Raw genomic sequence first — 24184 nt, forward strand, 5'->3', positions numbered from 1 at the left:
CTGCGCACGTCACATACATTCATTGTTGAATGTGATTCCGCAGGCTTGCTTGGTAACTACATACGCGCCGAGGCATCGCATTCCAAATCACTGTTTCTTTCGTTTTGTTACGAAAGCAGCAGGTTGAATTCGTTGGATAATTTCAGATACGACATCAGGTCTAAAATAAGGAAATCCGGGGTCTTTCGGCCCCGGATTTCATCAGGATGGTTAGCAACCTATTAAAAGGTCGCCCTATCTCGGGTCAGTTCGACTGGCGGCGCAGGAACGCCGGAATCTCGAGCTGATCGTCCTCATGGCTCGTCATGCGTGCCTGCGGAGCCTGGCGGCCGTGATCGTCGAGGTTGCCGCGACGCGGAGCATAGAGGCTGGCTTCCGGCGACGGTGCGCGACGCTGCGGCGCCGCATTGTTCGTCGGGGCCATCATGTCGTCGAAAGCCGGATCTTCTTCGCGGCGGCCGAGCGAATTCGTGATTCGCTTCAGCAGGCCCATCGGGCCACGCTCTTCGGTAGCCTGAGCAGCTGCCGGCTGTGCGCGATGTTCCAGCTCTGCCTTAACGACCGGCGGGAAATCTTCCACCTTCGGCATGCGGACCTGCTCAGGAGCCTGACGGATGATCGGCTGCTGATGCATGACCGATGCCTGCTGCTGAGGCTGAAGCTGCGGCTGAACCGGAGCCTGACGGACCGGCTGAGCTTCCGGCGCTGCCGCGAAGATGCGGCTCTGCGGACGGAAGTTATCTTCCGTCGCGGCAGCCTGCTGCATCGCGGGCTGCTGCTGAGCATGAGCCTGGCGAGCCATCTGGATTTCCAGCTCCCGCTCGAGATCGGCCTCTGCCGCACGAATGGTCTGGGCGACCGGGTCCACTGTGCGAGGAGCCGGCGCGGCAGCCTGTGCGGTATGGGCCTGCGCGACGTGGGCAGGCTGAGCTGCGGCCGCTACCGGAGCGGCGGCCGCGGAAGGACGCATAGCCGGCTTCGCGGCCGGGCGGAATTCCATGCCCCGGTCGGCGGCTTCGTTCATCGCGCGGTCGATGCCGGTTGCGACGACGGAAACGCGGATGATGCCTTCAAGCGATTCGTCGAAGGTGGCGCCGAGGATGATGTTGGCGTCGGGATCGACTTCTTCGCGGATGCGGGTCGCGGCTTCGTCGACTTCGAACAGGGTGAGGTCACGACCGCCGGTGATCGAGATCAACAGGCCCTGCGCGCCCTTCATCGAGGTTTCGTCGAGCAGCGGGTTGGCAATGGCGGCCTCGGCGGCCTGCATCGCACGGCCCTGGCCAGAAGCCTCGCCGGTACCCATCATGGCGCGGCCCATTTCGCGCATGACCGAACGAACGTCGGCGAAGTCGAGGTTGATGAGACCTTCCTTCACCATCAGATCGGTGATGCAGGCAACGCCCGAATAGAGAACCTGGTCGGCCATCGAGAACGCGTCGGCGAAAGTCGTCTTGTCGTTGGCGATACGGAACAGGTTCTGGTTCGGTATGACGATCAGCGTGTCGACCGACTTCTGCAGCTCCTGGATGCCCATTTCGGCGAGGCGCATGCGGCGGCCGCCTTCGAAGTGGAACGGCTTGGTAACGACGCCGACGGTCAGGATGCCCTTGTTGCGGGCGGCCTGTGCGACAACAGGCGCCGCACCGGTGCCCGTGCCGCCGCCCATGCCGGCGGTGACAAAGCACATATGCGTGCCGTTCAGGTGATCGATGATTTCATCGATGCATTCTTCAGCAGCTGCACGGCCGACTTCCGGCTGCGAACCGGCGCCGAGGCCTTCCGTGACGTTGACGCCGAGCTGAATGATTCGCTCCGCCTTCGTCATGGTCAGCGCCTGCGCATCGGTGTTGGCGACGACGAAATCGACGCCCTGCAAGCCTGCCGTGATCATGTTGTTGACGGCATTGCCGCCACCGCCACCAACACCGAACACGGTGATTCGCGGCTTAAGCTCGGTGATATCTGGCTTATGCAGCTTGATAGTCATTGTACCCGTTCCTTCTCTTTATGGCCGCATCGCCACGCCGGCCAATTCACTCGATTTCACTTGTCTGACGCTTACCCCGAAGAAACATCTCCGGGTCAGGCACTCAAAAACTCTCTTTCAACCATTGGCCGACACGGCCGATCCGGCTGTTGTTACCGCCAAGCGACGAGAGCAGACCGCTGCTCGGCGCATGTGTTTCCATGTCTGCGACCTGCGGATAGATCATCAGACCGACCGCCGTCGAAAAAGCCGGCCCCTTGGCTGCAGTCGGCAAGCCGGACACGCCCATCGGACGGCCGATACGGACATTGCGGGCAAGAACGCGGCGCGCCACATCGGGCAGGCCGGTCAGCTGGCTGGCACCGCCCGTCAGGACGACGCGCTTGCCGACGATCGGGCTGAAGCCCGAACGCTGGATGCGATCGCGAATGAGCTCGAGGGTTTCCTCGATACGAGCCTTGACGATGCGCGACACGAGCGCCTTCGGCACCTGCGTCGGCTGGTCACGCTCATCTTCACCGATCGGCGGGATGGAAATCAGTTCACGTTCTTCCGAAGAGTTCGCCAGCGCCGAGGCATGGACGACCTTCAGGCGCTCCGCATCCTCGATGCGGGTGGAAAGGCCGCGGGCAAGGTCCGTCGTGACGTGATGGCCGCCAAGGCTGACGGCATCGGTATGCACCAGCTTGCCCTCGGCGAAGACCGAGATCGTCGTCGTGCCGCCGCCCATGTCGATGGCGGCGCAGCCAAGCTCGACTTCGTCGTCGACGAGAGCCGCAAGACCGCTGGCGTAAGGTGTCGCCACCATGCCTTCGACCGAAAGGTGGGCACGGTTGATGCAGAGCTCCAGATTGCGAAGCGCCGCCCGCTCCGCCGTCACCACATGCATGTCGACACCGAGCGCGTCGCCGAACATCGCCAGCGGATCGCGGATACCGCGCTCGCCATCGAGGGAGTATCCGGTCGCCAGCGAATGCAGCACGGCGCGTTCCTGGCGGATCGACTGCTGGCAGGCCGCGGCAAGAACCTTCTTCAGGTCGTTGGCCTCGACCTCCTGGCCGCCGAGATCGATGGTGGCGGTATAGATGTCGCTGCCGAGTCGGCCGGCCGACACGTTGACGATCAGGCTGTCGACCGTAAGGCCTGCCATGCGTTCGGCGGCATCGACGGCGAGCCGGATGACACCTTCCAGAGCATCGAGGTCGGCGATCACACCGGTCTTGATACCGCGGGAACGCTGATGGCCGATACCGATAATCTCGATGTTATGGGTGCGGTTCGGCAGAACCTGGCTTTCTTCGCGCGGCGTCAACCGGCCGATCATGCAGACGACTTTCGTCGAGCCGATGTCGAGAACGGAAACGATATGCGACCGCTTCGACGAAAGCGGCTTCAACCGAGGCAGGCCGAAATGGGACGAACCGAATAAGCTCATGTATCCTGCCCTGCTTTCTTCAAAGCCTTGTTTCTTGCATCGACGGCGGCCTGACGGCGAGTTGTGGCATCCGGGGTGAGTTCAATCGCGGTGCGATCGTCGAGACGGAGATCGACCGCAGCGATATCGCGCTGCAGAAGATTCTCATCCTTGTCGAGCGTGGTCAGCCGGGCGAGCGCGCCATCGATATTGTCCTCCGGCAATTTAATGATGACGCCATTGTCGAGATAGAGATCCCAACGGCGGCCGGCGACACGGACGAAAGCCTTCACATGGCTGCGGATATCCGGCCATTTGCCGAACTCGTCTTCCACGGATGCCGCCGCGATTTCAGCATCGCGGCCAACGAAAAGCGGCAGCTTCGCAAACTTGTTGTCGCGCAACGGCGCAATCACGCTGCCATCCTTCTGGATCAGCGAAAGCTCGGAGCCGTGCTGCCAGATGGCATAGGCCTTGCGCTCCTTGAGCTTCACCTCGACGGCCTTCGGATAGACCTTCCGGACTTCGACATTCTGCACCCAGGGCAGATTCGCAATCTTCTGCCGGGCCGCATCGGCATTGAGCGCAACGAGCGACGTCGTGCCGTCCAGGCCAAGAAGCTGTAGGATCTCGATTTCGGAAGTCTCGTCGTTGCCGGAAACCTTGACGTCCTCGATGGCAAAACCCGCAGCAGACGTGGTGGCTTCCGCAACGTCCTGCGTATGGCCGCCGACCGACATACCGTAAAGCCCCGTCGCAGCGAGGAGCGCGAAGGCGGAAACCGTGCCCGTATGAGCGGGAATATTGACGCGACCCGAGCCAAGGCTGACCAGGAAACGAACGGCGCGGCGCAGCGGACGCGGCAGAACGAACGCATCCTCGACATCGTCGATGGCGAGCGGAACGCGATGACGAGACCGCCTCATATTTTTGAGCGTCAGCGCAAACAAGACGCGTCCTCCACCATCCACCGGAGAAATTCACCAAACGAGTAGCCGGCATGAGCGGCCATTTCAGGCACCAGCGAGGTAGGGGTCATGCCGGGCTGGGTATTGACCTCAAGCCAGACAAGTTCACCTTCTTCGGAAAAGCGATCATCGAAGCGGAAGTCAGATCGACTGACGCCGCGGCAGCCGATAGCTTCATGCGCCCTTAACGATAATGTTTGTATCTTTTGGTAAAGATTCGGTGAAATTTCCGCCGGCAAGACATGTTTTGACCCACCTTTGGCATACTTGGCATCATAGTCGTAGAAGCTATGACCCAGCGGCACGATCTCGGTGACGCCGAGAACCCTGTCGCCCATAACCCCGCAGGTCAGCTCCCGCCCATGGATATAGCGCTCCACAAGCACCTCGTCGCCGTAACGCCATTCGGCCGACGTAACGATCTGCGGCGGATGCGCCTGATCTTCCTTGACGATCACCACGCCGAAGCTCGACCCCTCGCGCACCGGCTTGACGACGTAAGGCGGTTTCATCGGATGCTCTCCGACGATATCGAAGCGATCCATGACGATCGAGCTCGCGACCGGAATGCCGGCAGCAGCCGCAACCGTTTTCGCGCGGGACTTGTCCATCGCAAGCGCGGACGCAAGCACGCCGGAATGCGTGTAGGGAATCTGAAGATACTCAAGGATGCCTTGAATGGTCCCGTCTTCACCGAAGGGGCCGTGCAGCGCATTGAAGACGACGTCGGGCTTCAGCTCGGCCAGGCGGCTGGCAACGTCGTGATCCACATCGACGCGGGTAACCTCAAAGCCTTCCGCTTCGAGGGCATCGGCGCATGCCTTCCCCGAAGAAAGGCTGACGGGCCTCTCCGAGGAAAATCCGCCCAAAAGGACAGCCACATGCTTGCCACCCATTAATACCCCCGACTTCACGGTCTCTGCTCTGCGCTTGCCGGGCATCGCTAACAGCGATTCTCGCCCCGCTTTCAATAGGTCGATTAGAACGACATTAAGGTTAATGAAGCGTTTACTTTCGTTAACTTTCCGCCGCTCCACGGATGGCCGGATGATACGAATCAAATCGACTTAAAGAATTCTGCCATTGGAATCAGAGAGTTGCTACTTTTGAAAGTGCTACATTTGGGTTTTTTTAAACAAAGAGGCCCGCATCGAGGGGTCGATGCGGGCCTGAGAGCGTTAAAATGAAGCCGATATCACTCGCTGTCGTCGACCAGTTTCCAGACCAGACCGCCCAATGCTCCGCCGATGATGGGAGCAACCCAGAACAGCCAAAGCTGCTGCAGCGCCCAGCCTCCGACGAACAAAGCCTGCCCCGTCGAACGGGCGGGATTGACCGACGTATTGGTGATCGGGATCGAGATCAGGTGGATCAGCGTCAGGGTCAGGCCGATGGCGATCGGCGCGAAGCCCGCAGGCACCTTGCTGCTCGTCGCACCGAGAATCACGACGAGGAAGAACAAGGTCAGCACGATTTCGGCCACCAATGCCGAGACCAGCGAATAACCGCCGGGCGAATGTTCCCCATAGCCGTTCGCAGCAAAGCCACCGAGTTGGAAATCGGCCTTGCCGCTCGCGATCAGGTAGAGCACGGCGGCAGCGACGATGGCACCGACGACCTGCGCGACGATATAGGGAATGAGCTGCCCGCCGGGAAAGCGGCCGGCTACCGTCAGACCAACCGAAACGGCTGGGTTGAAATGCCCTCCCGAAATGCCGCCGACGGCGAAAGCCATGGTCAGCACGGTCAGGCCGAACGCAAAGGCCACACCCAGAAAACCGATACCGAGGCCCGGAAACGCCGCGGCAAAGATTGCGCTGCCGCAGCCGCCAAATACGAGCCAGAATGTCCCAAGAAACTCAGCGATGAGTTTTTTCTGCATTAAACCCTTCTCCTTTGCCCTCAACCGAAGCGAAGATCGACCATCGATGAAAAAGATCCGGGAAGGACTCTCCGGAGATACGCCCACTCGACGATAAACGTCCGCCCAATTGCTCACGAATCAACAATTGCGGCTAAATAATAGCACGCAACCGCTGATTTCTTGCGCGTTTGGCGTTTGCGTCGAACAAAAATTACGCTAAGGACACGGCTTACCTAATAAGCAAACCTTAGAACCCTCTAAATGGTGGGATCATGACTGACGCGATATCTCCCCTATCGCCGCCCCCCTCGTCATCGAGCAACGCTGCGGCAAATTCTCCGGCACGCGTTCTGATCGCGAGCCTCATCGGCACAACCATCGAATTCTTCGATTTCTACGTTTATGCGACGGCGGCGGTTATCGTCTTCCCGAAACTGTTCTTCCCTGCGAGCGATCCGACTTCGGCAACCTTGCAATCCTTCGCAACCTTCTCCATCGCCTTCTTCGCACGCCCGATCGGCGCGATGATCTTCGGCCATTTCGGAGACCGGATCGGCCGCAAGGCGACGCTTGTCGCGGCTCTTATGACCATGGGTCTTTCGACCGTCATCATCGGCATACTGCCGACGTACGAATCGATCGGCGTTCTCGCACCGATTCTGCTGGCGCTTTGCCGCCTCGGCCAGGGTTTGGGCCTCGGCGGCGAATGGGGCGGCGCGGTATTGCTTGCAACGGAAAACGCTCCGGAAGGCAAGCGCAGCTGGTACGCCATGTTCCCGCAACTCGGCGCGCCGATCGGCTTCATCCTCTCCGCCGGCCTTTTCCTGATTCTGCGCGAAAGCATGGCCGATGCGGACTTCCTCAGCTACGGTTGGCGTATCCCCTTCCTCATCAGCCTCGTGCTGGTCGTCGTCGGCCTCTACGTCCGCCTGAAGATCACGGAAACCCCGGAATTCCAGCGCGCGATCGAGAAGGAAGAACGCGTTTCGGTTCCGATCGCGGTCATCTTCCGCTCGCATCTCCGCAGCCTCATTCTCGGCACGATCATCGCCGTCGCGACCTTCGTGCTGTTTTACCTGATGACGGCTTTCACCCTGAGCTGGGGCACCCGGCCTCCGGGCAATGGACCATTGCCGGCCGGCCTCGGCTTCTCGCAGGGCCAGTTCCTTGTCGTCCAGCTCGTCGGCGTCGTCTTCTTCGGCCTGACGATTCCGATCTCCGGCCTGCTGTCCGACCGCTATTCGCGCCGGCTGGTTCTGAGCCTGACGACCGTCGGTATCCTTATCTTCGGCCTGTTCTACTCGTCGCTGCTGACGGCCGGGCTTGCCGGCGCCTTCGCCTGCTCGATCATCGGCCTGGCGTTGATGGGCTTTACCTACGGTCCGATCGGCGCAGCACTTGCCGCGCCCTTCCCGACCACCGTGCGCTATACCGGCGCATCGATGACCTTCAACCTCGGCGGCATCGTCGGCGCGTCACTGGCTCCCTACATCGCCACATGGCTCGCAACGAATTACGGCCTTGTCTATGTCGGCTACTATCTGGCGGCCGCCGCCTTGCTCTCGCTGATCGGCATTCTGTTGTCGGGCAATGAGGAAGTCTGAGGACGTCGAGATAACCAATTGAAAAGGCCGGGTTTTAAGCCGGCCTTTTTCTTGAATCATTTCATGAGGTTTGAGCGGCTTGCAGCGCGAGCCTACTCCGTGGTGACGCCCTGGAACGGACGAACCTCCCGGCCCGGCATGAAGCGGCCGAGACGCTTGATTTCCCACTCCAGCTTGACGCCGGAATTCTCGAAAACCTCGCGACGTACCTGCTCGCCGAGATATTCCAGATCGTAGCCTGTCGCCTGCTCCATGTTGATCATGAAGTTGCAGTGCAGCGATGACATCTGCGCACCGCCGATGACGAGACCGCGGCAACCCGCTTCATCGATCAGTTTCCATGCGGAAAGGCCTTCAGGGTTCTTGAAGGTCGAGCCGCCGGTCTTTTCCCGAATCGGCTGCACCGTTTCGCGATGCGCGCGCACGGCGTCCATCTCCGCACGAATCTTGGCCCGATCCTCGGCATACCCCTCGAAAAGGACATGCGTGAAGATCAGCCCTTCGGATGCGTCCGAATGACGGTAGCTGTAGCCCATTTCGGCATTGGTCAGCACATGCTTGTCGCCCTTCCGGTCGACCGCGTGAACCTCGACCACGCGCTCGCGGGTCTCCGCGCCATTGGCGCCCGCATTCATCCGCGCCGCGCCGCCGATGCTGCCCGGAATGCCGTAGTAGAAATGGAAACCGCCGATGCTGTTGTCCATCGCCATGGCCGCGACGTGCTTGTCCGGGCAAATGGCGCCGGCCAGGATGCGATTCTCGCCGGCAAGCTCCACCGAGCCGAAGCCCTTGGCAGAAAGCCTGAGGACGACACCCGGAATGCCGCCGTCGCGCACCAATATGTTCGAACCCACGCCGACCACGGTCAGCGGTACTTCTTCCGGCAGGATCTTCAGGAATGCGATGAGATCGTCCGTGTCATGCGGCTGGAACATCAGTTCCGCCAATCCGCCGGCGCGGAACCACGTAACACGATCCATCGGTGCGTCCGGCGTCAGCCGACCCCTGATGTCCTTTACACTGTCGCCGAGCGACGCCAGAAGCTTTTCCCCATTTACCTGTTTCATGCGGACTTACCCGAGAGGCCTTCCAATTCCTTTGGCAATGATGCTGCCCAATATGTGATGCTGCCAGCCCCCAACAGAACCACAAAATCACCCGGCTGCGCAATCTCCGCAACCATCGCGGCAAGATCTTCCTGCGATGGCAGGTAGCGCGCATCGCGATGACCGCCGGCCTTGATGCGTGAAACCAGCGTCTGCGAATCCACGCCCTCGATGGGATCCTCGCCGGCGGCATAGACCGGCGCCAGGAAGATGCTGTCGGCATCGTTGAAGCAGGCGGCGAATTCCTCGAACAGGCTCGACAGACGTGAATAGCGGTGCGGCTGATGAACGGCGATGATCCGGCCCTTGCAGGCTTCTCGCGCTGCCTTCAGCACCGCCTTGATTTCGACAGGGTGATGGCCGTAGTCGTCGAAAACCTTGATCCCGTTCCATTCTCCGGTCAGCGTGAAGCGGCGCTTGACGCCACCGAAGGATGCCAGCCCCTTGGCGATCGCCTCGCTGGAAATCCCGAGCCGGTTGGCAACGGCAATGGCGGCGGTCGCATTGGAAATATTATGCCGGCCCGGCATCGGCATGACGAGATCCTTGATCTGGATCACCTTGCCCGTGCGGCGCCTGCGGATTTCGACATCGAACAGCGAACGCGTTCCATCGATTCGCACATTCGAGAAACGCACGTCTGCCTGTGGATTCTCGCCGTAAGTGATGACCTTGCGGTCCTCGATGCGCCCGACAAGCGCCTGTACTTCCGGATGGTCGATGCACATGACGCCGAAGCCGTAAAAAGGCACGTTCTCGACGAACTGCCGGAAAGCGGCGCGAACGGCATCGAAATTGCCGTAGTGGTCGAGGTGCTCCGGATCGATATTCGTGACGACAGCGACATCGGCCGGCAGCTTCAGGAAGGTGCCGTCCGACTCGTCGGCCTCGACCACCATCCACTCGCCAGCTCCCATGCGCGCATTCGTACCATAGGCATTGATGATGCCGCCGTTGATAACGGTCGGATCGAGACCGCCGGCTTCCAGAAGTGTCGCAACGAGCGACGTCGTCGTGGTCTTGCCGTGCGTGCCGCCGATGGCGATCGCGTTGCGGAAGCGCATCAGCTCGGCGAGCATCTCGGCACGGCGCACGACCGGCAGCAGCTTTTCGCGCGCGGCGACAAGCTCCGGATTGTTCTTCTTAATGGCGGTGGAGACGACGACGACTTCGGCATCGCCGAGGTTTTCCGCCTTGTGGCCGATATGGACCGGAATGCCCTTGTCGCGCAGCCGCTGCACGTTGGCGCTTTCCGATTGATCGGAACCCTGAACGCGATGGCCGAGGTTATGCAACACCTCGGCTATGCCGCTCATTCCGATACCGCCGATACCGATAAAATGCACAAGGCCGATTGCCTTCGGCAGCTTCATACGCCTGCCCCCTTGAATTGCTGAATTGAACGTCCCGCGGCAATAGCCTCAACCATGTCGGCAAGCAAGTTTGCCGCATCCGGCTTGCCCGCCTGCTTGGCTGCCGCAGCCATCTTCGCGAGCTTTTCCGGCATGGTCATGGCGCCGCGCAGAATGGTGGAAAGTTTCTCCGACGTCAGCTCCGACTGCACGATGACCTTGACGCCGCCCGTTGCCGCCAGGGCCGCGGCATTGGCCGCCTGATCGTGATCGAGCGCATGCGGATAAGGCACGAGGATCGCCGGGCGGCCGATGACGGCAAGCTCGGAGACGGTCGAGGCGCCGGAGCGGCAGAGAACCAGATGCGCGGCGCCGATACGCTCGGCCATATCGTTGAAGAACGGCGCGACATCGGCGCCCATCTCAAGCTTTCTCGTGCAGCTGTTGACCGTTTCCATATCCTCGGGGCGCACCTGCTGCGTAACCCGCAGGCGCTTGCGCAGCGGCTCCTCGAGCAGGCTGATCGCCGTGGGGACCGCCTTCGAGAAATATTGCGCACCCTGGCTGCCGCCGAAGACGACGAGATTGAACGGATCGTCCGGACCGGACGGCACATAGGGACGCTTGGCAGCCTCGATGACAGCCGGACGCACGGGGTTGCCTGTCGTCACCGTCTTTTCGGCAAACGCGCCGTTTTCCGTGAGGAAGCCGCCCGCAATCGCGCGAACGCGCGTTGCCAGCATCTTGTTGGCCCGGCCCATGACCGCATTCTGCTCATGCAGCATGGAGGGCACGCCCATGCGCGTCGCAGCCAGAAGCGGCGGAACGGTGGGATAACCGCCGAAGCCGACGACGCAGACGGGCTTGATCCGCTGGATCAGCTTGCGCGCCGCGCGCATGCCGGTCCACAGCGTCCAAAGGGCTCGCGCAACCTTCAACGGGTTCTTCGAACCGATCGTTGCCGAGGGGACGACATGGATCTCGTCGGCCGGAAACTTGCCGGCATAGCGTTCGGCGCGGCTGTCGGTGACGAGGTGCACGGAATAGCCGCGCTCCTTCAGCTTATAGGCCAGTGCCTCGGCCGGAAATACGTGACCGCCGGTTCCGCCGGCGGCAAGAAGGACAATGCCTTTACTCATAATTTCGCTCCCGCGAACACCCCATTACTCGGGGCATCTCCCTAATATAGGAAGTCGCCACGGCCGCGTCATCGACGCAGGCCAAGCCTCCCTCATAGCTCGCCGCTTTCTGAAAAGCGACCGCAGAATGAAGGGCAGGCAGGAGATAGCGGGAGCAAATGGTCGATGGTCCCAAGACGATCACTCCGCCGGCAATCCGTGCGTCACGCGGAACATGGTGCGATCCTGCGCACGCTTTTCCGGCCTGTGACGCGTCAACGCCAGGATGAAGCCGGCAGTTACGCAGATCGCGGTCATCGACGAGCCGCCATAGGAAATGAGCGGCAGCGTCATGCCCTTTGCCGGCAGCAGCTGCAGGTTCACGCCGATGTTGATGATCGACTGAATGCCGATCTGCAGCACGAGGCCGGCGACGGCAAAACGGTTGAAATCGTTCTTTTCCTTGTAGGCGTGCGAAAGTCCGCGCAGCACGAGGAAAGCAAAGATGAGCACGAGCACCATGCAGAAGATGGCGCCGAATTCCTCGGCCGCGACAGAGAAGATGAAGTCGGTATGGGCGTCCGGAATGATACGCTTGACGGTACCTTCGCCGGGACCGACGCCGAACCAGGTGCCGTGAACGATCGCTTCCTTGGCGGTATCGACCTGGAACGTATCGCCCTCGCCCGTCAGGAACTTGTTCACGCGTTGCGCGACGTGATCGAAGACGTAATAGGCGGTGACGAAACCGCCGGCGCCAAGGCCGCCAAGCACGATGATCCAAAGCCAGGGCATGCCGGCCATGAAGAACATGCCGCCCCAGACGGCGGTGGTCAGGATCGTCTGGCCAAGGTCGGGCTGCGCGACGAGCAGTGCCACGACGATACCGAAGAGGATGATGGCGAAGAGATTGCCCGGGATTTCCGGCTGGCGCGCATGTTCGGAAAACAGCCAGGCGCAGACGACGACGAAGGCCGGCTTCATGAATTCCGAAGGCTGAATGGACAAGGACGCGATGTTGACCCAGCGCCGGGAGCCCTTGACTTCGACGCCGAAGAAGAGCGCGAACAGCATCATCGCCAGCGCCACGATCAGCAGGATGACCGCCGTCCGCCGCACCTGTCTGGGCGTCATGAAGGAAATGCCGATCATCGTCGCGATCGCCGGGACGAGGAACAGCGCATGGCGCTTGACGAAGTGGAACGGCTCAAGCCCGATGCGTTCCGCAACAGCAGGCGACGCCGCAAAGGAAAGCATGAAACCGATGCCGATCAACAGGATGAAAAGGGCGAGAAACACGCGGTCGATGGTCCAGAACCACTCGGCCAAGGCCCCACGTTCAACGCGGCTTACCATATCATTTGCCTCCAGCTGCTGAACCGATCAGCATGGTGACGCCATCGATCGCAGCTACATGGCTGACGAAGGCGTCGCCCCTGACCTCGAAATTCTTATACTGATCGAAGCTTGCGCAAGCCGGTGACAACATCACGGCCGCGGCCTCATGTTCGTCGCCGTCCGCATCGGCGGCAGCATGCGCGACGGCGCGCTCCAGCGTGCCGGAAATTTCGTACGGCACCCGGTCGCCGAGCGTCGCGGCAAAGGCCGGAGCGGCCTCGCCGATCAGATAGGCCTTGGTTATGCGCGAAAAGAGCGGCGCCAGGCTGGTGATACCGCCCTCTTTCGGCAGGCCGCCGGCGATCCAGTAGATATTCTCGTAGCTCGAAAGCGCGGGCGCCGCCGCATCCGCATTGGTCGCCTTGGAATCGTTGACGAAGACGACCCGGCCGCGTCTTCCGACAGGCTGCATGCGATGCTTGAGGCCGGGGAAGGATGTCAACCCGGCCCGAATCTCGTCGGCGGAGACACCGACCGCCAGGCAGGCGGCAATTGCCGCCGCGGCGTTCTGTGCGTTGTGGCCACCGCGCAAGGTCTGGATACCGTCGAGATCGGCAATCTCGCTTGCGGCCCCGCTCGATGCCTGCATGATGCGGCTGCCCTCTGCGTAAAGGCCGTCCGCCAGCGCATGCCGGCGCGATATTCTTGTGACCTTGCCGCCCGCCCGCTCGATGCGGTCGGCGATCAACGAAGAATAGCTGTCGTCGACACCCACCACGGCAACGTCGCTGCCCGCGACGAGCCGCTCCTTGATATCGGCATAGTGCTGCATCGTGCCATGCCGATCGAGATGGTCGGGCGTCAGGTTCAGCAAGATACCGGCCGAAGGATTGAGCGTCGGCGCCAGGTCGATCTGATAGGAGGAGCATTCGACGACATAGAAGCGCCCTGCCTTCGGCGGATCGAGCGTCAGCACGGCCCTACCGATATTGCCGCCGAGCTGCGTATCGCGCCCGCTCGATTGCAGGATATGGGCGATCAAAGCCGTCGTCGTCGATTTGCCGTTCGTTCCGGTAATGGCGATGAAGGGGCAATCCGGCGCATGTGCCCGCCGCTCCCGCACGAAAAGCTCGACATCGCCAATAACCTCGACGCCGGCGGCGCGAGCGAGATCGACGGTCCAATGCGGTTTCGGGTGGGTCAGCGGCACACCGGGCGACAGGACGAAGACCGACAGGCTGTTCCAGTCGATCGTCCTGAGATCGGCGACCGCCATTCCCTCCGCAGCCGCCTTGGCCACGCTGTCCGGATTGTCGTCCCAGGCCGTGACCTCGGCGCCACCGGCAACCAGTGCGCGCGCCGTGGCAAAGCCCGAGCCGCCAAGGCCGAAGAGAGCGACCTTTTTTCCGTTCAGCGTGGTGACGGGGATCATTTCTGCCTCACCGCAGCTTCAGGGTGGACAGACCGACCATCGCCAGGATGACGGCGACGATCCAGAAACGCACGACGACCTGGCTTTCCGTCCAGCCCTTCTTTTCGAAGTGATGGTGGATGGGCGCCATCAGGAAGACACGGCGCTTGGTCATCTTGAAGAAGCCGACCTGGATGATGACCGAGAGCGCCTCGAGCACAAAGAGACCGCCGATGATCGCCATGACGATCTCGTGCTTGGTGGCAACCGCGACCGAGCCGATCATGCCCCCAAGCGCAAGCGAGCCCGTATCGCCCATGAAGATAGCTGCCGGTGGCGCATTGAACCAGAGGAAGCCGAGACCGGCACCGATGACCGCACCGAGGACGACGGCGAGTTCACCCGTGCCGGGCACGAAATTGATCGCCAGATAGTCGGCGAAAACGAAGTTGCCGGCCAGATAGGAGATGACGCCGAAGGAGGCCGCGGCGATCATCACTGGCACGATGGCAAGCCCGTCGAGACCGTCCGTCAAGTTGACGGCATTGCCGGCGGCGACGATGACGAAGGCACCGAACAGCACGAAGAACATGCCGAGATTGAGCAGCAGGCTCTTGAAGAACGGGAAGGCGACCGACGAGCCGAAGGTGGAGCCCGCCGGACCGGAGGCGAGCGCCGTGGTCATCATGAAGTAGACGGCGATAGCGGCGATGACGAATTCGATGCCGAGACGAGCGCGGCCGGAAAAGCCCTTGTCGCTCTGCTTCGTCACCTTGAGATAGTCGTCATAGAAGCCGATAGCGCCGAATCCGAGCGTCACCAGCAGCGTGGCGACGACGTAGACATTGGCAAGATCCGCCCAAAGCAGGGACGAAACGACGATGCCGGCAAGGATCATCAGGCCGCCCATGGTCGGGGTGCCGGCCTTCTTGAAGTGCGTCTGCGGGCCGTCGGCACGGATCGGCTGCCCCTTGCCCTGGCGCACGCGCAGGGAGGAGATGATTCGCGGCCCGAAAAGAAAGACGATCAACGCTGACGTGAACAGAGCGCCGCCGGTACGGAACGTGATGTATCTGAACAGATTGAGAAATCTGAAATGAGTAGTGAAAAAATGAACGTGGTCCGACAGTTCGGCAAGCCAGATCAGCATAAGAGCCCTTTCTAAAGCCCCTGATGGGTGTGAGGGCCCGTGTCGGAAAATGCGGGAAACTTGTCAAGCAAGCCCGCAACGATCTTTCCAAACCCCATTCCCAGCGACGATTTCACCATCAACACGTCGCCGGGGGCGACAGAATTGAGCGCGAATTCCGAGAGTTCCTCCGTCGTCTCCCGATATTCGACATGAACACTTTCCGGCAGCTCATCCCTCAAAGCCGCCATCTCCGGACCCGCCAGCCAGACATGCTCTATGCCGGCCGCAAGCAGCGGCCCGGCAAGATTTGCATGCACGCGCTGGGCATAATCCCCCATTTCCAACATGTCGCCGAGCACGGCGATCCGCCGGCCCGTCCGTCCGCCCGGTCCCTCATGCGGCGACGTCGTCGCCAGCAGCGCGATAGCCGCGCGCATGGATGCGGGATTGGCGTTGTAACTCTCGTCGATCAGCGTGAAATAGCCGCTACCGACCGCGCGCTTGTGGCGTTGTCCCCTGCCCTTTTCCGGCTGAAGATCCGCCAGGGCGTTGATGGCGCTGTCCAGATCGGCCTCCAGGAGCATGACCGCGCCAAGCACGGCAAGCGCGTTTTCGGCGATATGGCGGCCCGGCGCACCGAGCGCCACTTCCATGGTCTCGCCGCCGATCGTCAGCCAAAGTGTCGAATTCTCTTCCGAAGCGTTGAATTCCGCGAGACGCACGTCCGCCTTCGCATGCTGGCCGAAGCTATGCACATGCTCGATACCGGCCGCGACCGCAGCCTGCTCCAGCATCTCGAACTGGTCGTTGTCATGATTGAGAATGGCATGACCACCCGGCACCACACCCTCGAAAATTTCCGCTTTCGCGGCGGCGATTTCACCGATGCTGTTGAAATTGCCGAGATGGGCCGGCGCGATCGTGGTGATGATCGCCACATGCGGCTGTACCATTTTGACGAGCGGGCGAATTTCCCCGGGATGGTTCATGCCGATTTCGAAAATCCCGAAATCGGTATCTTCCGGCATCCGCGCCAGAGTAAGCGGAACGCCCCAATGATTGTTGAAGGAAGCAACGGATGCATGCACCTTGCCCGACGGGGTGAGCGCCCGGCGCAACATCTCCTTCGTGGTCGTCTTGCCGACCGAACCCGTCACGGCGACGATCTTCGCCTGGCTACGCTTGCGCGCGGCAACGCCAAGCCGCGCAAGCGCCGCCAATACGTCGTCCACGACGACCTTCGGCACGGTGAGGCTGCCCATCGCCGGCAGACGCGCCTCGCTGATCACGATGAACGCGGCGCCGTTCGCCATGGCCAGATTGGCGTAGTCGTGCCCATCGACGCGATCGCCCTTGATGGCAAAGAAAGCCTCGCCCGGCTTGATGGAGCGACTGTCTATGGAAATGCCCGTAATGCCCGCGGGCAGCGATCCGACGAAGCGGCCCGAGATAGCGGCGATCAGATCCTCAGAAGTCCATAGCCAGTTCAAGACGTCAAACCCTCCAGTGCTTTGCGCAATTCGACATGATCGGAGAACGGCAGCGTGACGCCGCCGATCGTCTGACCTTCCTCGTGGCCCTTCCCCGCGACGATCAGCGTGTCGCCGGATTTCAGCAGCCCGACTGCGTTACGGATCGCTTCGGCCCGATCGCCGATCTCCGTCGCGCAGGCAGCAGCCGCCATGATCTCCGAACGGATCGCCGCCGGATCTTCCGAGCGCGGATTGTCGTCGGTGACGATGACGACATCGGCCAACCGGCAGGCTATTTCACCCATGATCGGACGTTTGCCGCGATCGCGATCCCCACCGCAGCCAAAGACGACAACCACGCGGCCCGTCGTGAACGGACGGACGGAATTCAGAACATTTTCAAGCGCATCCGGCTTATGGGCATAGTCGACATAAGCAAGCGCGCCGTCATGCGTGTGGCCGACGAGCTCGAGCCGGCCCGATGCGCCGACGAGTTTCTCAAGGGCCGCCATGGCAACCGGTGCCGCAACGCCCGTCGAAATGGCCAGACCGGCCGCCACGAGCGCATTGGCGATCTGGAAATCGCCGGCCAGCGGAATATGAACCTCGGAGATGTCGCCGCCGATATGGACCTCGGCGATCTGCTTGTGGCGAAAATGTTCGACGCGCTTCAGCGTCAGGAAGCTGCCCTTGCGCCCGACGGTGCGGACATCCTGCCCGGCATCGCGGGCGGCGGCAATTGCCTGAGCCGACCAGGCATCATCGGCGAAAATGACGGCCGGAGAGCCCTTCGGCAGTAGATCCCGGAACAGCCGCATCTTGGCGGCCATGTAATCCTCGACCGTCGGATGATAGTCCATGTGGTCGCGGCCGAGATTGGTAAAGGCGGCGGCGGCAAGCCTGACGCCGTCGAGCCGGAATTGATCGAGACCGTGGCTGGACGCTTCCATCGCCGCGTGCGTGACGCCTTCCTCGGCGAGTTCGGCAAGCAGTTCGTGCAGCGACACCGGATCGGGCGTCGTCAGCGCACCATACTCGTTGCGGGTCGGCGAAACGACGCCAGTCGTGCCGATCATGGCCGCCGGATGGCCGGCGTGGGCCCAGATCTGCCGGGTAAAGGAAGCGACCGAAGTCTTGCCGGCTGTCCCCGTCACAGCCACCATCGTTTCCGGCTGTCGTCCGAAAAACCGCGAAGCGGCGATGGAGAGAAACCGGCGTGGCTCTGAAACCTGCAACACGGGCACACTGCCGGCGTCGGCCTGATGACCGGCAACCACGACGGAGGCCCCGCGCGATACGGCATCTGCGATAAAACTCGCTCCGTCAGCCTTCGTGCCGGCCACGGCAACAAACGCCATGCCGGGCGAAACCTTGCGGCTGTCGGCGGAGATCCCGCTTATCTCAAGATCGCCGAGCGCACCGCCAATTTGTGTGTTGAGTTCCGGAAATACATTTCCGGCAATATCCCGCAAGTTCATCGAATGTACTTTTCGCCTTCTCGATCAGTCCGCCCCTCGCGAATCGACGTGTGTATTCTTTCACGCTTAATAAGACACCAGCAAGGCCGAGTTGCCGTTTCCAAAACTTGGCTGAATGCCGAGGATAGGCGCCGCCCGGGCGATGATGTCGCGTGCAATCGGTGCTGCCGTATAGGCCGAGATCGTGCCGCCATGCTCACCGGTCTTCGGCTCGTCGCAGAAGGTCATGATGATGTATTGCGGATTGTCGATCGGGAACACGGCCATGAAGGTGTTGAAGTTCAGCGTGTGCGAATAGCGGCCGTTGACGACCTTGTCGGCCGTGCCGGTCTTGCTGCCGACGTCGTAGCCCGGCACGCGGGCGGCGCGGCCCGAACCCTTCGAACCGTTGAAGTCGAGCAGGAAGCGCACATCGTCGCTCGTGCTCTTCTTGATGACGAGCTTGGCGATGTCGTCCGCCTCGTCGCGGGTGCGCGGCAGGAAGGTCGGCTCGATCAGCTTGCCGCCATTGACCAACGCCGCGCCGGCAACGGCCGTCTGCAACGGCGTCGTCGAGACGCCGTGGCCGAAGGAGATCGTGATCGAGTTGATCTTCTTCCACACGCGCGGCTGCGACGGCATCTTCACTTCCGGCAACTCGGTCTGCATCTTGCTGAGCAGTCCGATGCGGGTAAGGAATTCCTTGTGCCCATCGATACCGACGAGGTCGGCGATCTTCGCCGTGCCTATGTTCGACGAATACTGGAAGATTTCCGGAACGGTCAGCACGCGACGCTGGCCGTGGAAGTCGTGGATGGTGAAGCCACCGATACGGATCGGATTGGTGGCATCGAAGGCATCGCGCAGCGAGACCTTGCCGGAATCGAGCGCCATCGCCATCGTGAAGGTCTTGAAGGTCGATCCCATTTCGAACGTACCGTTCGTCATGCGATTGAGCCATCCCTCGGCAGCGCCATCGTTCGGATAGTTCGGATCGAAATCGGGCGCGGACGCCATGGCCACCACTTCGCCCGTGTGCACGTTCAGCACGGCCGCACCGGCGCCCTTGGCCTGGAAATTCTTGACGGCGTTGACGACGGCGTCATGGACGATGTCCTGCACCCGCAGATCGACCGACAGCTTCACCGGCTGCAGCGGCTGGTCGTTGGTCATGCCGGCGGCGGCAAGATCGGCGAGCCCCAGGTCGTCGATATATTTCTCCATGCCGGCAACACCGCGATTGTCGATGTTGACGTAGCCGAGAATATGGGCGGCGGTGGAACCGCCCGGATAGAAGCGGCGCTTCTCGGGACGGAAGCCGATACCGGGAATGCCGAGCGCCAGGATCTGGCTCTGCTGCTTCGGCGTCAGCTGCCGACGCAGCCAGGCGAAATGCGAGGACTTCGTCGAGAGCTTCTTGTAGGTGGATTTGGCATCGAGATCCGGCAGGACCTTGCGCAGCTCCTCGACAGCCTCGTCCGCATCGATGATCTTGTTCGGCTCGGCAAACAGCGAGACTGTGCGGATATCGGTGGCGAGAAGAGCGCCATTGCGGTCGATGATGTCCGGACGCGAGGCCATCAGGCGATCCGGCGGCAGAATGCTTGAAGTCATCTCCGGCAGCGTCATGGCGAACTGGGCAAGGCGGCCGCCGATCACGCAGTAGACGGCGACGAAACTCGCGACCAGCAGCACGACACGACTTTTTGCCTGATTGGACTTGCGCTTGCGCGCGCCCTCGAAGATCGAGCGCGCGAACCCGTCGCTCGGGCGATTGTTGCCGTCGGTCGCGAAGTGCGCCTTGCTCTTCAGGACCATGATACGAGAAAGAAAAGACATTATTCCGCCACCGATCCCGTTGCCATGTTGTCGACATCCGGCTTCTTGCGCTTGGCAAGGGCGGGCGATTTCGGTCGCGGCGCGGGAGCGGCGGCCACATCAGCAATGGCCTTCCTGATCTCCGCGTCCGTGGTGTCGCCATTCTTCGAGGCCACGGCTGCATTGACCTTGGCGCCGGTCGCCTTGCCGCTCTTCGGGTCGTTCGATGCGGTCACGGTCGGCGGAGGAAGCTGCGAGCGCAGCATCGGCAGCTCGCTGGGCTGAACGATCGAGGTCGACAGCGTCGGCTGCAGCTGCAGTTCGCTGCTGTAGTTGTTGACGAGACGCTCGAGGCGGTTCGGCTGAGAGACCAGCGCCCAGTCCGCCTTGAGAAGCTCGATCGTATCCTTTTCAAGCTTGATTTCAGATTCGAGGCGATGAACCTCTTCCAGCTTCAGCTCGGCACGATGCTTGATCGTATAGGTCACGCTGGCCGTAGCCGTCATGACGCCAATCAGCACGATGTCAAAAGTCCTCAGCATTTCAACCCCCGAGCTTTCCGAGACTTGCAAGACTGGGCAGATCGAAGATCGAAAGATCTTCCGCCTCTGCCGGAGCCGAAGTGCGCGCCCCCGCACGCAGCTTGGCCGAACGAGCGCGCGGATTGGCTTCCGCCTCGGCGTCGCTCGCAGAAATCATCGACTTGCCGACCGGCTCGAAGGTGGCCGGCCGCTCATTCACGATAGGCATGTGACGCGACCCGGCGGCGCGGCCGGAGCGGTCCGCGAAGAACTTCTTGACGATCCTGTCTTCCAGCGAATGAAAGGTCACGACCACAAGGCGTCCGCCCGGCTTGAGCGCGCGCTCGGCAGCAAACAGCGCCTGAGCCAGCTCGCCAAGCTCGTCATTGACGAAAATACGCAGGGCCTGAAAGACGCGCGTCGCGGGATGAATCTTGTCCTTGGCTTTGCGCGGCGTGACGAGCTCGATCAGGCCGGCAAGGTCGCGCGTGGTGACAAAAGGCGCCTCGGCGCGCCGCTTTTCGATGGCGTGCGCGATGCGCGGCGCCTGCTTTTCTTCCCCCAGGAAGACGAAGATGCGGATGAGGTCGGCCAGCTTGGCACGGTTGACGACATCCGCAGCCGACACGCCGCTGGCGGACATGCGCATATCGAGCGGGCCGTTCTTGCTGAACGAGAAACCGCGCTCCGCCTCGTCGATCTGCATCGAGGAAACGCCGATATCGAGGACGACACCATCGAGGCCACCCGCCGGCGCATGATCGGCCAGCTGGGAAAACTGCGACTGAATGAGATTGAGGCGTCCGGCATGGGCGGAAACGAGCGCCCGCCCCGCCGCGATTGCCGTCGGATCGCGATCGAGCGCGATCACGTCGGCGCCGCCGGCGAGGATGGCCGACGTGTAGCCGCCAGCCCCGAACGTACCATCGAGAATGATCTTGCCGGGCGCGGGAGCCAGCGCCTCGATCACCTCGGCAAGAAGAACCGGAATGTGACGAACTGGTCCGCCACCGGCATCAGAAGAACCTCCGCCCGAATTCGCCGCCATTCCGTTTCCCCGCTCTATTCCGAGCGCCTGCCCGCCAGCCTGCGCTCCTCTCGTGCCTGCGCCTGCAAGGCCAGGAAGGCCTCCGGTCGCCATAATTGAAAATGATCCGCCCGACCGACGAAGGTCACTTCGCCTGCAATTCCGGTGAAGTCGCGGATGAAATCCGTGACCATCAGCCGCCCTTCCGCATCGAGCTTCATAAAGACCCCGCCCCCGTGAATGAGGAGCGACATCTGATTCGCCGCCGGCGAAAACTGATCGTCCGCCGCAATCTGCCGCTCGAATCGATCGAGCAGGTCGAGACCGCCGACGCTGATCGCCGGAAACACAAAATCCTGGAAGCAGTACAGCTCCTGGATATTGCGCTCGGCCAGCACGGAACGAAACGCCGCAGGTACGGAAACCCGTCCCTTGGCATCGATCCGGTTGGTCGCATTTGACAGGAAGCGGTTCATGACGCGAAACACCCGTCCCCCATGATCCGCAAGCAACGACACGCTCGCGGGCATAGCCAAAATCGGACACAGCTTCGCAAGCCGAAAGAGCCAACACCCCTTCGACACTTCCAGAACGGAAGCGATCATGGCTTTGCGATGAATGGGCTCCGATTTGCCCGTATGCAGTGTTCTTTTGGGATACCATGGGACCATATGGGCGTCAATGGGATGAAGCCACGTCAGCCATGGCAACAGCTCGAATATTCATAAGCCGTTAAGTTTAACGAAAGGTTAGGATTGGCTTCAGCCGGCGTCCTGAAACGGGTTGTTTTCACAGGCGAAAACCCTCCCCCGGCAAGGCTGCGAACCCTGGAAACCAAGGGTGTCCGGCGGCCCCCGAAATTATTCGCAGGAAGCGGGAAACGCGCGCTTGGTGGAAGCGCGATGATTTGCCAGTTGGCCTGTAAGCCGGGTTCTGTATGGCTCCGGCCGAGGCCGGAACGTGGCAGCCATTCATCTGGGACGCCGCTTGCGCGACGCCTCGTGCAACCCACCCGGATGACCGGCCCGGAAACGGGCTGGAGCGCTTGCGCGCTCCGCGTCATCCCTATTCGGTTTTGCTCCCGGTGGGGTTTTCCGTGCCGCCGCTGTTTCCAGAGGCGCGGTGGGCTCTTACCCCACCCTTTCACCCTTACCCGATCCTGAGATCGGGCGGTTTGCTTTCTGTGGCACTTTCCCTGAGGTTGCCCTCGCCGGACGTTATCCGGCACCGTGTTTCCGTGGAGCCCGGACTTTCCTCACCTCATCGCCTTTCGGCATTGATGAAGCGCGGCTGCCCGGCCAACTGGCACTGGCTCATTAACCGAGACCGCCCGCAATTGCCACCGAAATATGCGGCTTTCTGCGCAGCGGATGTCAGTTGCGGAAATGTGCAGAGAAATCCGTATCGTAGCCCTCGTCCTTGATTCGACCTGAGAGCAGCAGCTCCGCCCCCAGCCGGCCGATTTCATCGGAACTCTTGGCAGCCGTCCCGCAACCGCCCGTGAGAACGGCGATGCGTGGAGAAGAGGTGTAGCCGATCATCGGATAGCCGGTCGGTGAAAAGGAGACGGCGCAGGAATTGGTAAAAGCCGGCGGCCGGCGGACGCCAGGCACGCGCTCATGGAAGATCCGCACCAGATGTTCGCGGGCCTTGTCGCGACCCGCGGTCCGGAACCAGGCGCGCAGCTCCGCTTCGCTCCTGAATTGAAGATCATCCGGGTCGCCACCGATCTTGATATAGTGCTTGCCGTCCGGATAGCGGATCGGAGGAAGCATATAGATGCTGTCGGCGCCATCCGGCGTCACCGATATCAGTGAAGGCATGCCGGAAAGCGCCTCAGCTTCCGCCTCGCTGACCTCGAAGAAGGTGACGGTGCGGCCATAAACCTTCATCTCAACCGGTCGCTGCAAGAGATTCTCCGCAATCGAGAAACCGCCGGCGGCCAAGAGGATTTTTTCCGCCCTGAAGGTCTCGCCTTCGGCCGTGGTCACGACCGCCACGCCAGCATCGTCGCGGATCGATATTGCAGTCTGTTTGATGACGCGCGCACCGGCTTTTTCCGCCAGCAGAGACTGTGCCTTCACCAGCCGGCGCGGACTGATGTGGCCGGCCCCCTGCGGCTCAAACACCCCTTCGCTCCCCGATGCAAAGGAGAAGAAGGGAAACCTTGCCTTGAGCCCGGCATCGTCGAGGATTTCGGTTTGAACGCCGAGCCGCTTGGCCGCTTCGACGACATTGCCGACGTAGGTGGCCTCGCCACCTCGCTTCGGACCGGTGACGAGGCAACCGACCGGCGCATAGAACTGGATGCCGCTATCCCGTTCGATTTCCGCATAGCGGCTGATCGAACGGTTTGCGAGGCGGGCCCAATCCGTGTCCGGATCGATCGTGCGGGTAATGCGCCCTTCGTCGTAATGACTGCCGAACACGCCCTGATGGCTGGCGCGATCCTCGGGTTCATCCGGTCCGATGACGGCGATGCCGTCCGTTTTCCCGGCCAGGTGACGGGCAGCAGCGGCCCCCATCATGCCCCGTCCGACGACGATGAACCTGAAATCCGCTGCCATGCTGTAACCCTCGCGCGCAATCGCG

At 61.6% G+C, this 24184-nt stretch carries 19 protein-coding genes and 1 other RNA gene; 1 reads left to right on the forward strand and 19 read right to left on the reverse strand.

Annotated elements, in window-relative coordinates:
* Nucleotides 1–244 precede the first annotated feature (244 nt).
* The 5 genes from ftsZ to aqpZ all read right to left on the reverse strand — a co-directional run bounded on the left by ftsZ (nt 245) and on the right by aqpZ (nt 6254).
* Nucleotides 245–1990 carry a cell division protein FtsZ gene (gene ftsZ, locus GR212_RS16775; RefSeq protein ID WP_163987702.1) on the reverse strand — a complete coding sequence of 582 codons (1746 nt, stop codon included), beginning with the start codon at nt 1988–1990 and terminating at the stop codon, nt 245–247.
* A gap of 103 nt (nt 1991–2093) precedes the next feature.
* Complete coding sequence (gene ftsA, locus GR212_RS16780; protein WP_163987703.1) at nt 2094–3425, reverse strand: cell division protein FtsA; 1332 nt, start codon at nt 3423–3425, stop codon at nt 2094–2096.
* A complete protein-coding gene (locus GR212_RS16785) occupies nt 3422–4354 on the reverse strand; it encodes a cell division protein FtsQ/DivIB (RefSeq protein WP_163987704.1) in 933 nt (310 codons plus the stop codon). Before GR212_RS16785 ends, ftsA begins: the two co-directional genes overlap by 4 nt.
* On the reverse strand, nt 4342–5268 hold the full coding sequence (locus tag GR212_RS16790) for a D-alanine--D-alanine ligase (RefSeq protein ID WP_163987759.1): 927 nt from the start codon (nt 5266–5268) through the stop codon (nt 4342–4344). The genes GR212_RS16785 and GR212_RS16790 overlap by 13 nt, the downstream gene beginning before the upstream one ends.
* Before the next feature lie 299 nt (nt 5269–5567).
* Nucleotides 5568–6254: an aquaporin Z gene (gene aqpZ, locus GR212_RS16795; RefSeq protein WP_163987705.1), complete on the reverse strand. Its 687-nt coding sequence runs from the start codon at nt 6252–6254 to the stop codon at nt 5568–5570.
* 254 nt (nt 6255–6508) lie between these two features.
* Between aqpZ and GR212_RS16800 the strand changes: the two genes are divergently transcribed.
* Nucleotides 6509–7840 carry an MFS transporter gene (locus GR212_RS16800; RefSeq protein ID WP_163987706.1) on the forward strand — a complete coding sequence of 444 codons (1332 nt, stop codon included), beginning with the start codon at nt 6509–6511 and terminating at the stop codon, nt 7838–7840.
* Nucleotides 7841–7932: 92 nt separating this feature from the next.
* On the opposite strand, the gene murB is transcribed toward GR212_RS16800, so the two are convergent.
* The 14 genes from murB to GR212_RS16870 all read right to left on the reverse strand — a co-directional run bounded on the left by murB (nt 7933) and on the right by GR212_RS16870 (nt 24159).
* The gene (gene murB / locus GR212_RS16805; RefSeq protein WP_163987707.1) at nt 7933–8907 is read right to left on the reverse strand and encodes a UDP-N-acetylmuramate dehydrogenase; all 975 of its coding nucleotides are present in this window, start codon (nt 8905–8907) and stop codon (nt 7933–7935) included.
* Nucleotides 8904–10319, reverse strand: coding sequence for a UDP-N-acetylmuramate--L-alanine ligase (murC, locus tag GR212_RS16810; RefSeq protein ID WP_163987708.1), 1416 nt, complete (start codon nt 10317–10319; stop codon nt 8904–8906). The genes murB and murC overlap by 4 nt, the downstream gene beginning before the upstream one ends.
* The gene (murG, locus tag GR212_RS16815) at nt 10316–11437 is read right to left on the reverse strand and encodes an undecaprenyldiphospho-muramoylpentapeptide beta-N-acetylglucosaminyltransferase (RefSeq protein ID WP_163987709.1); all 1122 of its coding nucleotides are present in this window, start codon (nt 11435–11437) and stop codon (nt 10316–10318) included. Before murG ends, murC begins: the two co-directional genes overlap by 4 nt.
* A gap of 180 nt (nt 11438–11617) precedes the next feature.
* The gene (gene ftsW, locus GR212_RS16820; protein WP_112797987.1) at nt 11618–12772 is read right to left on the reverse strand and encodes a putative lipid II flippase FtsW; all 1155 of its coding nucleotides are present in this window, start codon (nt 12770–12772) and stop codon (nt 11618–11620) included.
* A 1-nt stretch (nt 12773) separates the two neighbouring features.
* Entirely contained in the window at nt 12774–14186 is a 1413-nt protein-coding gene (gene murD, locus GR212_RS16825; RefSeq protein WP_163987710.1) for a UDP-N-acetylmuramoyl-L-alanine--D-glutamate ligase, read from the reverse strand.
* A 7-nt stretch (nt 14187–14193) separates the two neighbouring features.
* Nucleotides 14194–15315, reverse strand: a complete 1122-nt coding sequence (mraY, locus tag GR212_RS16830; protein ID WP_163987711.1) for a phospho-N-acetylmuramoyl-pentapeptide-transferase — start codon at nt 15313–15315, stop codon at nt 14194–14196.
* 11 nt (nt 15316–15326) lie between these two features.
* Complete coding sequence (locus GR212_RS16835) at nt 15327–16787, reverse strand: UDP-N-acetylmuramoylalanyl-D-glutamyl-2,6-diaminopimelate--D-alanyl-D-alanine ligase (protein WP_163987712.1); 1461 nt, start codon at nt 16785–16787, stop codon at nt 15327–15329.
* Nucleotides 16784–18247 carry a UDP-N-acetylmuramoyl-L-alanyl-D-glutamate--2,6-diaminopimelate ligase gene (locus GR212_RS16840; protein ID WP_163987713.1) on the reverse strand — a complete coding sequence of 488 codons (1464 nt, stop codon included), beginning with the start codon at nt 18245–18247 and terminating at the stop codon, nt 16784–16786. The genes GR212_RS16835 and GR212_RS16840 overlap by 4 nt, the downstream gene beginning before the upstream one ends.
* A 66-nt stretch (nt 18248–18313) precedes the next feature.
* Nucleotides 18314–20065: a peptidoglycan D,D-transpeptidase FtsI family protein gene (locus GR212_RS16845; protein WP_163987714.1), complete on the reverse strand. Its 1752-nt coding sequence runs from the start codon at nt 20063–20065 to the stop codon at nt 18314–18316.
* The gene (gene ftsL / locus GR212_RS16850) at nt 20065–20586 is read right to left on the reverse strand and encodes a cell division protein FtsL (RefSeq protein WP_163987715.1); all 522 of its coding nucleotides are present in this window, start codon (nt 20584–20586) and stop codon (nt 20065–20067) included. Before ftsL ends, GR212_RS16845 begins: the two co-directional genes overlap by 1 nt.
* Before the next feature lies 1 nt (nt 20587).
* Nucleotides 20588–21613: a 16S rRNA (cytosine(1402)-N(4))-methyltransferase RsmH gene (rsmH, locus tag GR212_RS16855; RefSeq protein ID WP_163987716.1), complete on the reverse strand. Its 1026-nt coding sequence runs from the start codon at nt 21611–21613 to the stop codon at nt 20588–20590.
* A gap of 14 nt (nt 21614–21627) precedes the next feature.
* On the reverse strand, nt 21628–22068 hold the full coding sequence (gene mraZ / locus GR212_RS16860; RefSeq protein WP_163987760.1) for a division/cell wall cluster transcriptional repressor MraZ: 441 nt from the start codon (nt 22066–22068) through the stop codon (nt 21628–21630).
* Nucleotides 22069–22498: 430 nt separating this feature from the next.
* Nucleotides 22499–22898: RNase P RNA component class A (gene rnpB / locus GR212_RS16865), an RNA gene on the reverse strand.
* Nucleotides 22899–22965: 67 nt separating this feature from the next.
* Nucleotides 22966–24159 (reverse strand): NAD(P)/FAD-dependent oxidoreductase, encoded by a 1194-nt coding sequence (locus GR212_RS16870; RefSeq protein WP_163987717.1) that lies wholly within the window; start codon nt 24157–24159, stop codon nt 22966–22968.
* Nucleotides 24160–24184: the final 25 nt, after the last annotated feature.

Source organism: Martinezella lusitana (assembly GCF_010668395.1).
GTDB lineage: Bacteria > Pseudomonadota > Alphaproteobacteria > Rhizobiales > Rhizobiaceae > Rhizobium > Rhizobium lusitanum_A.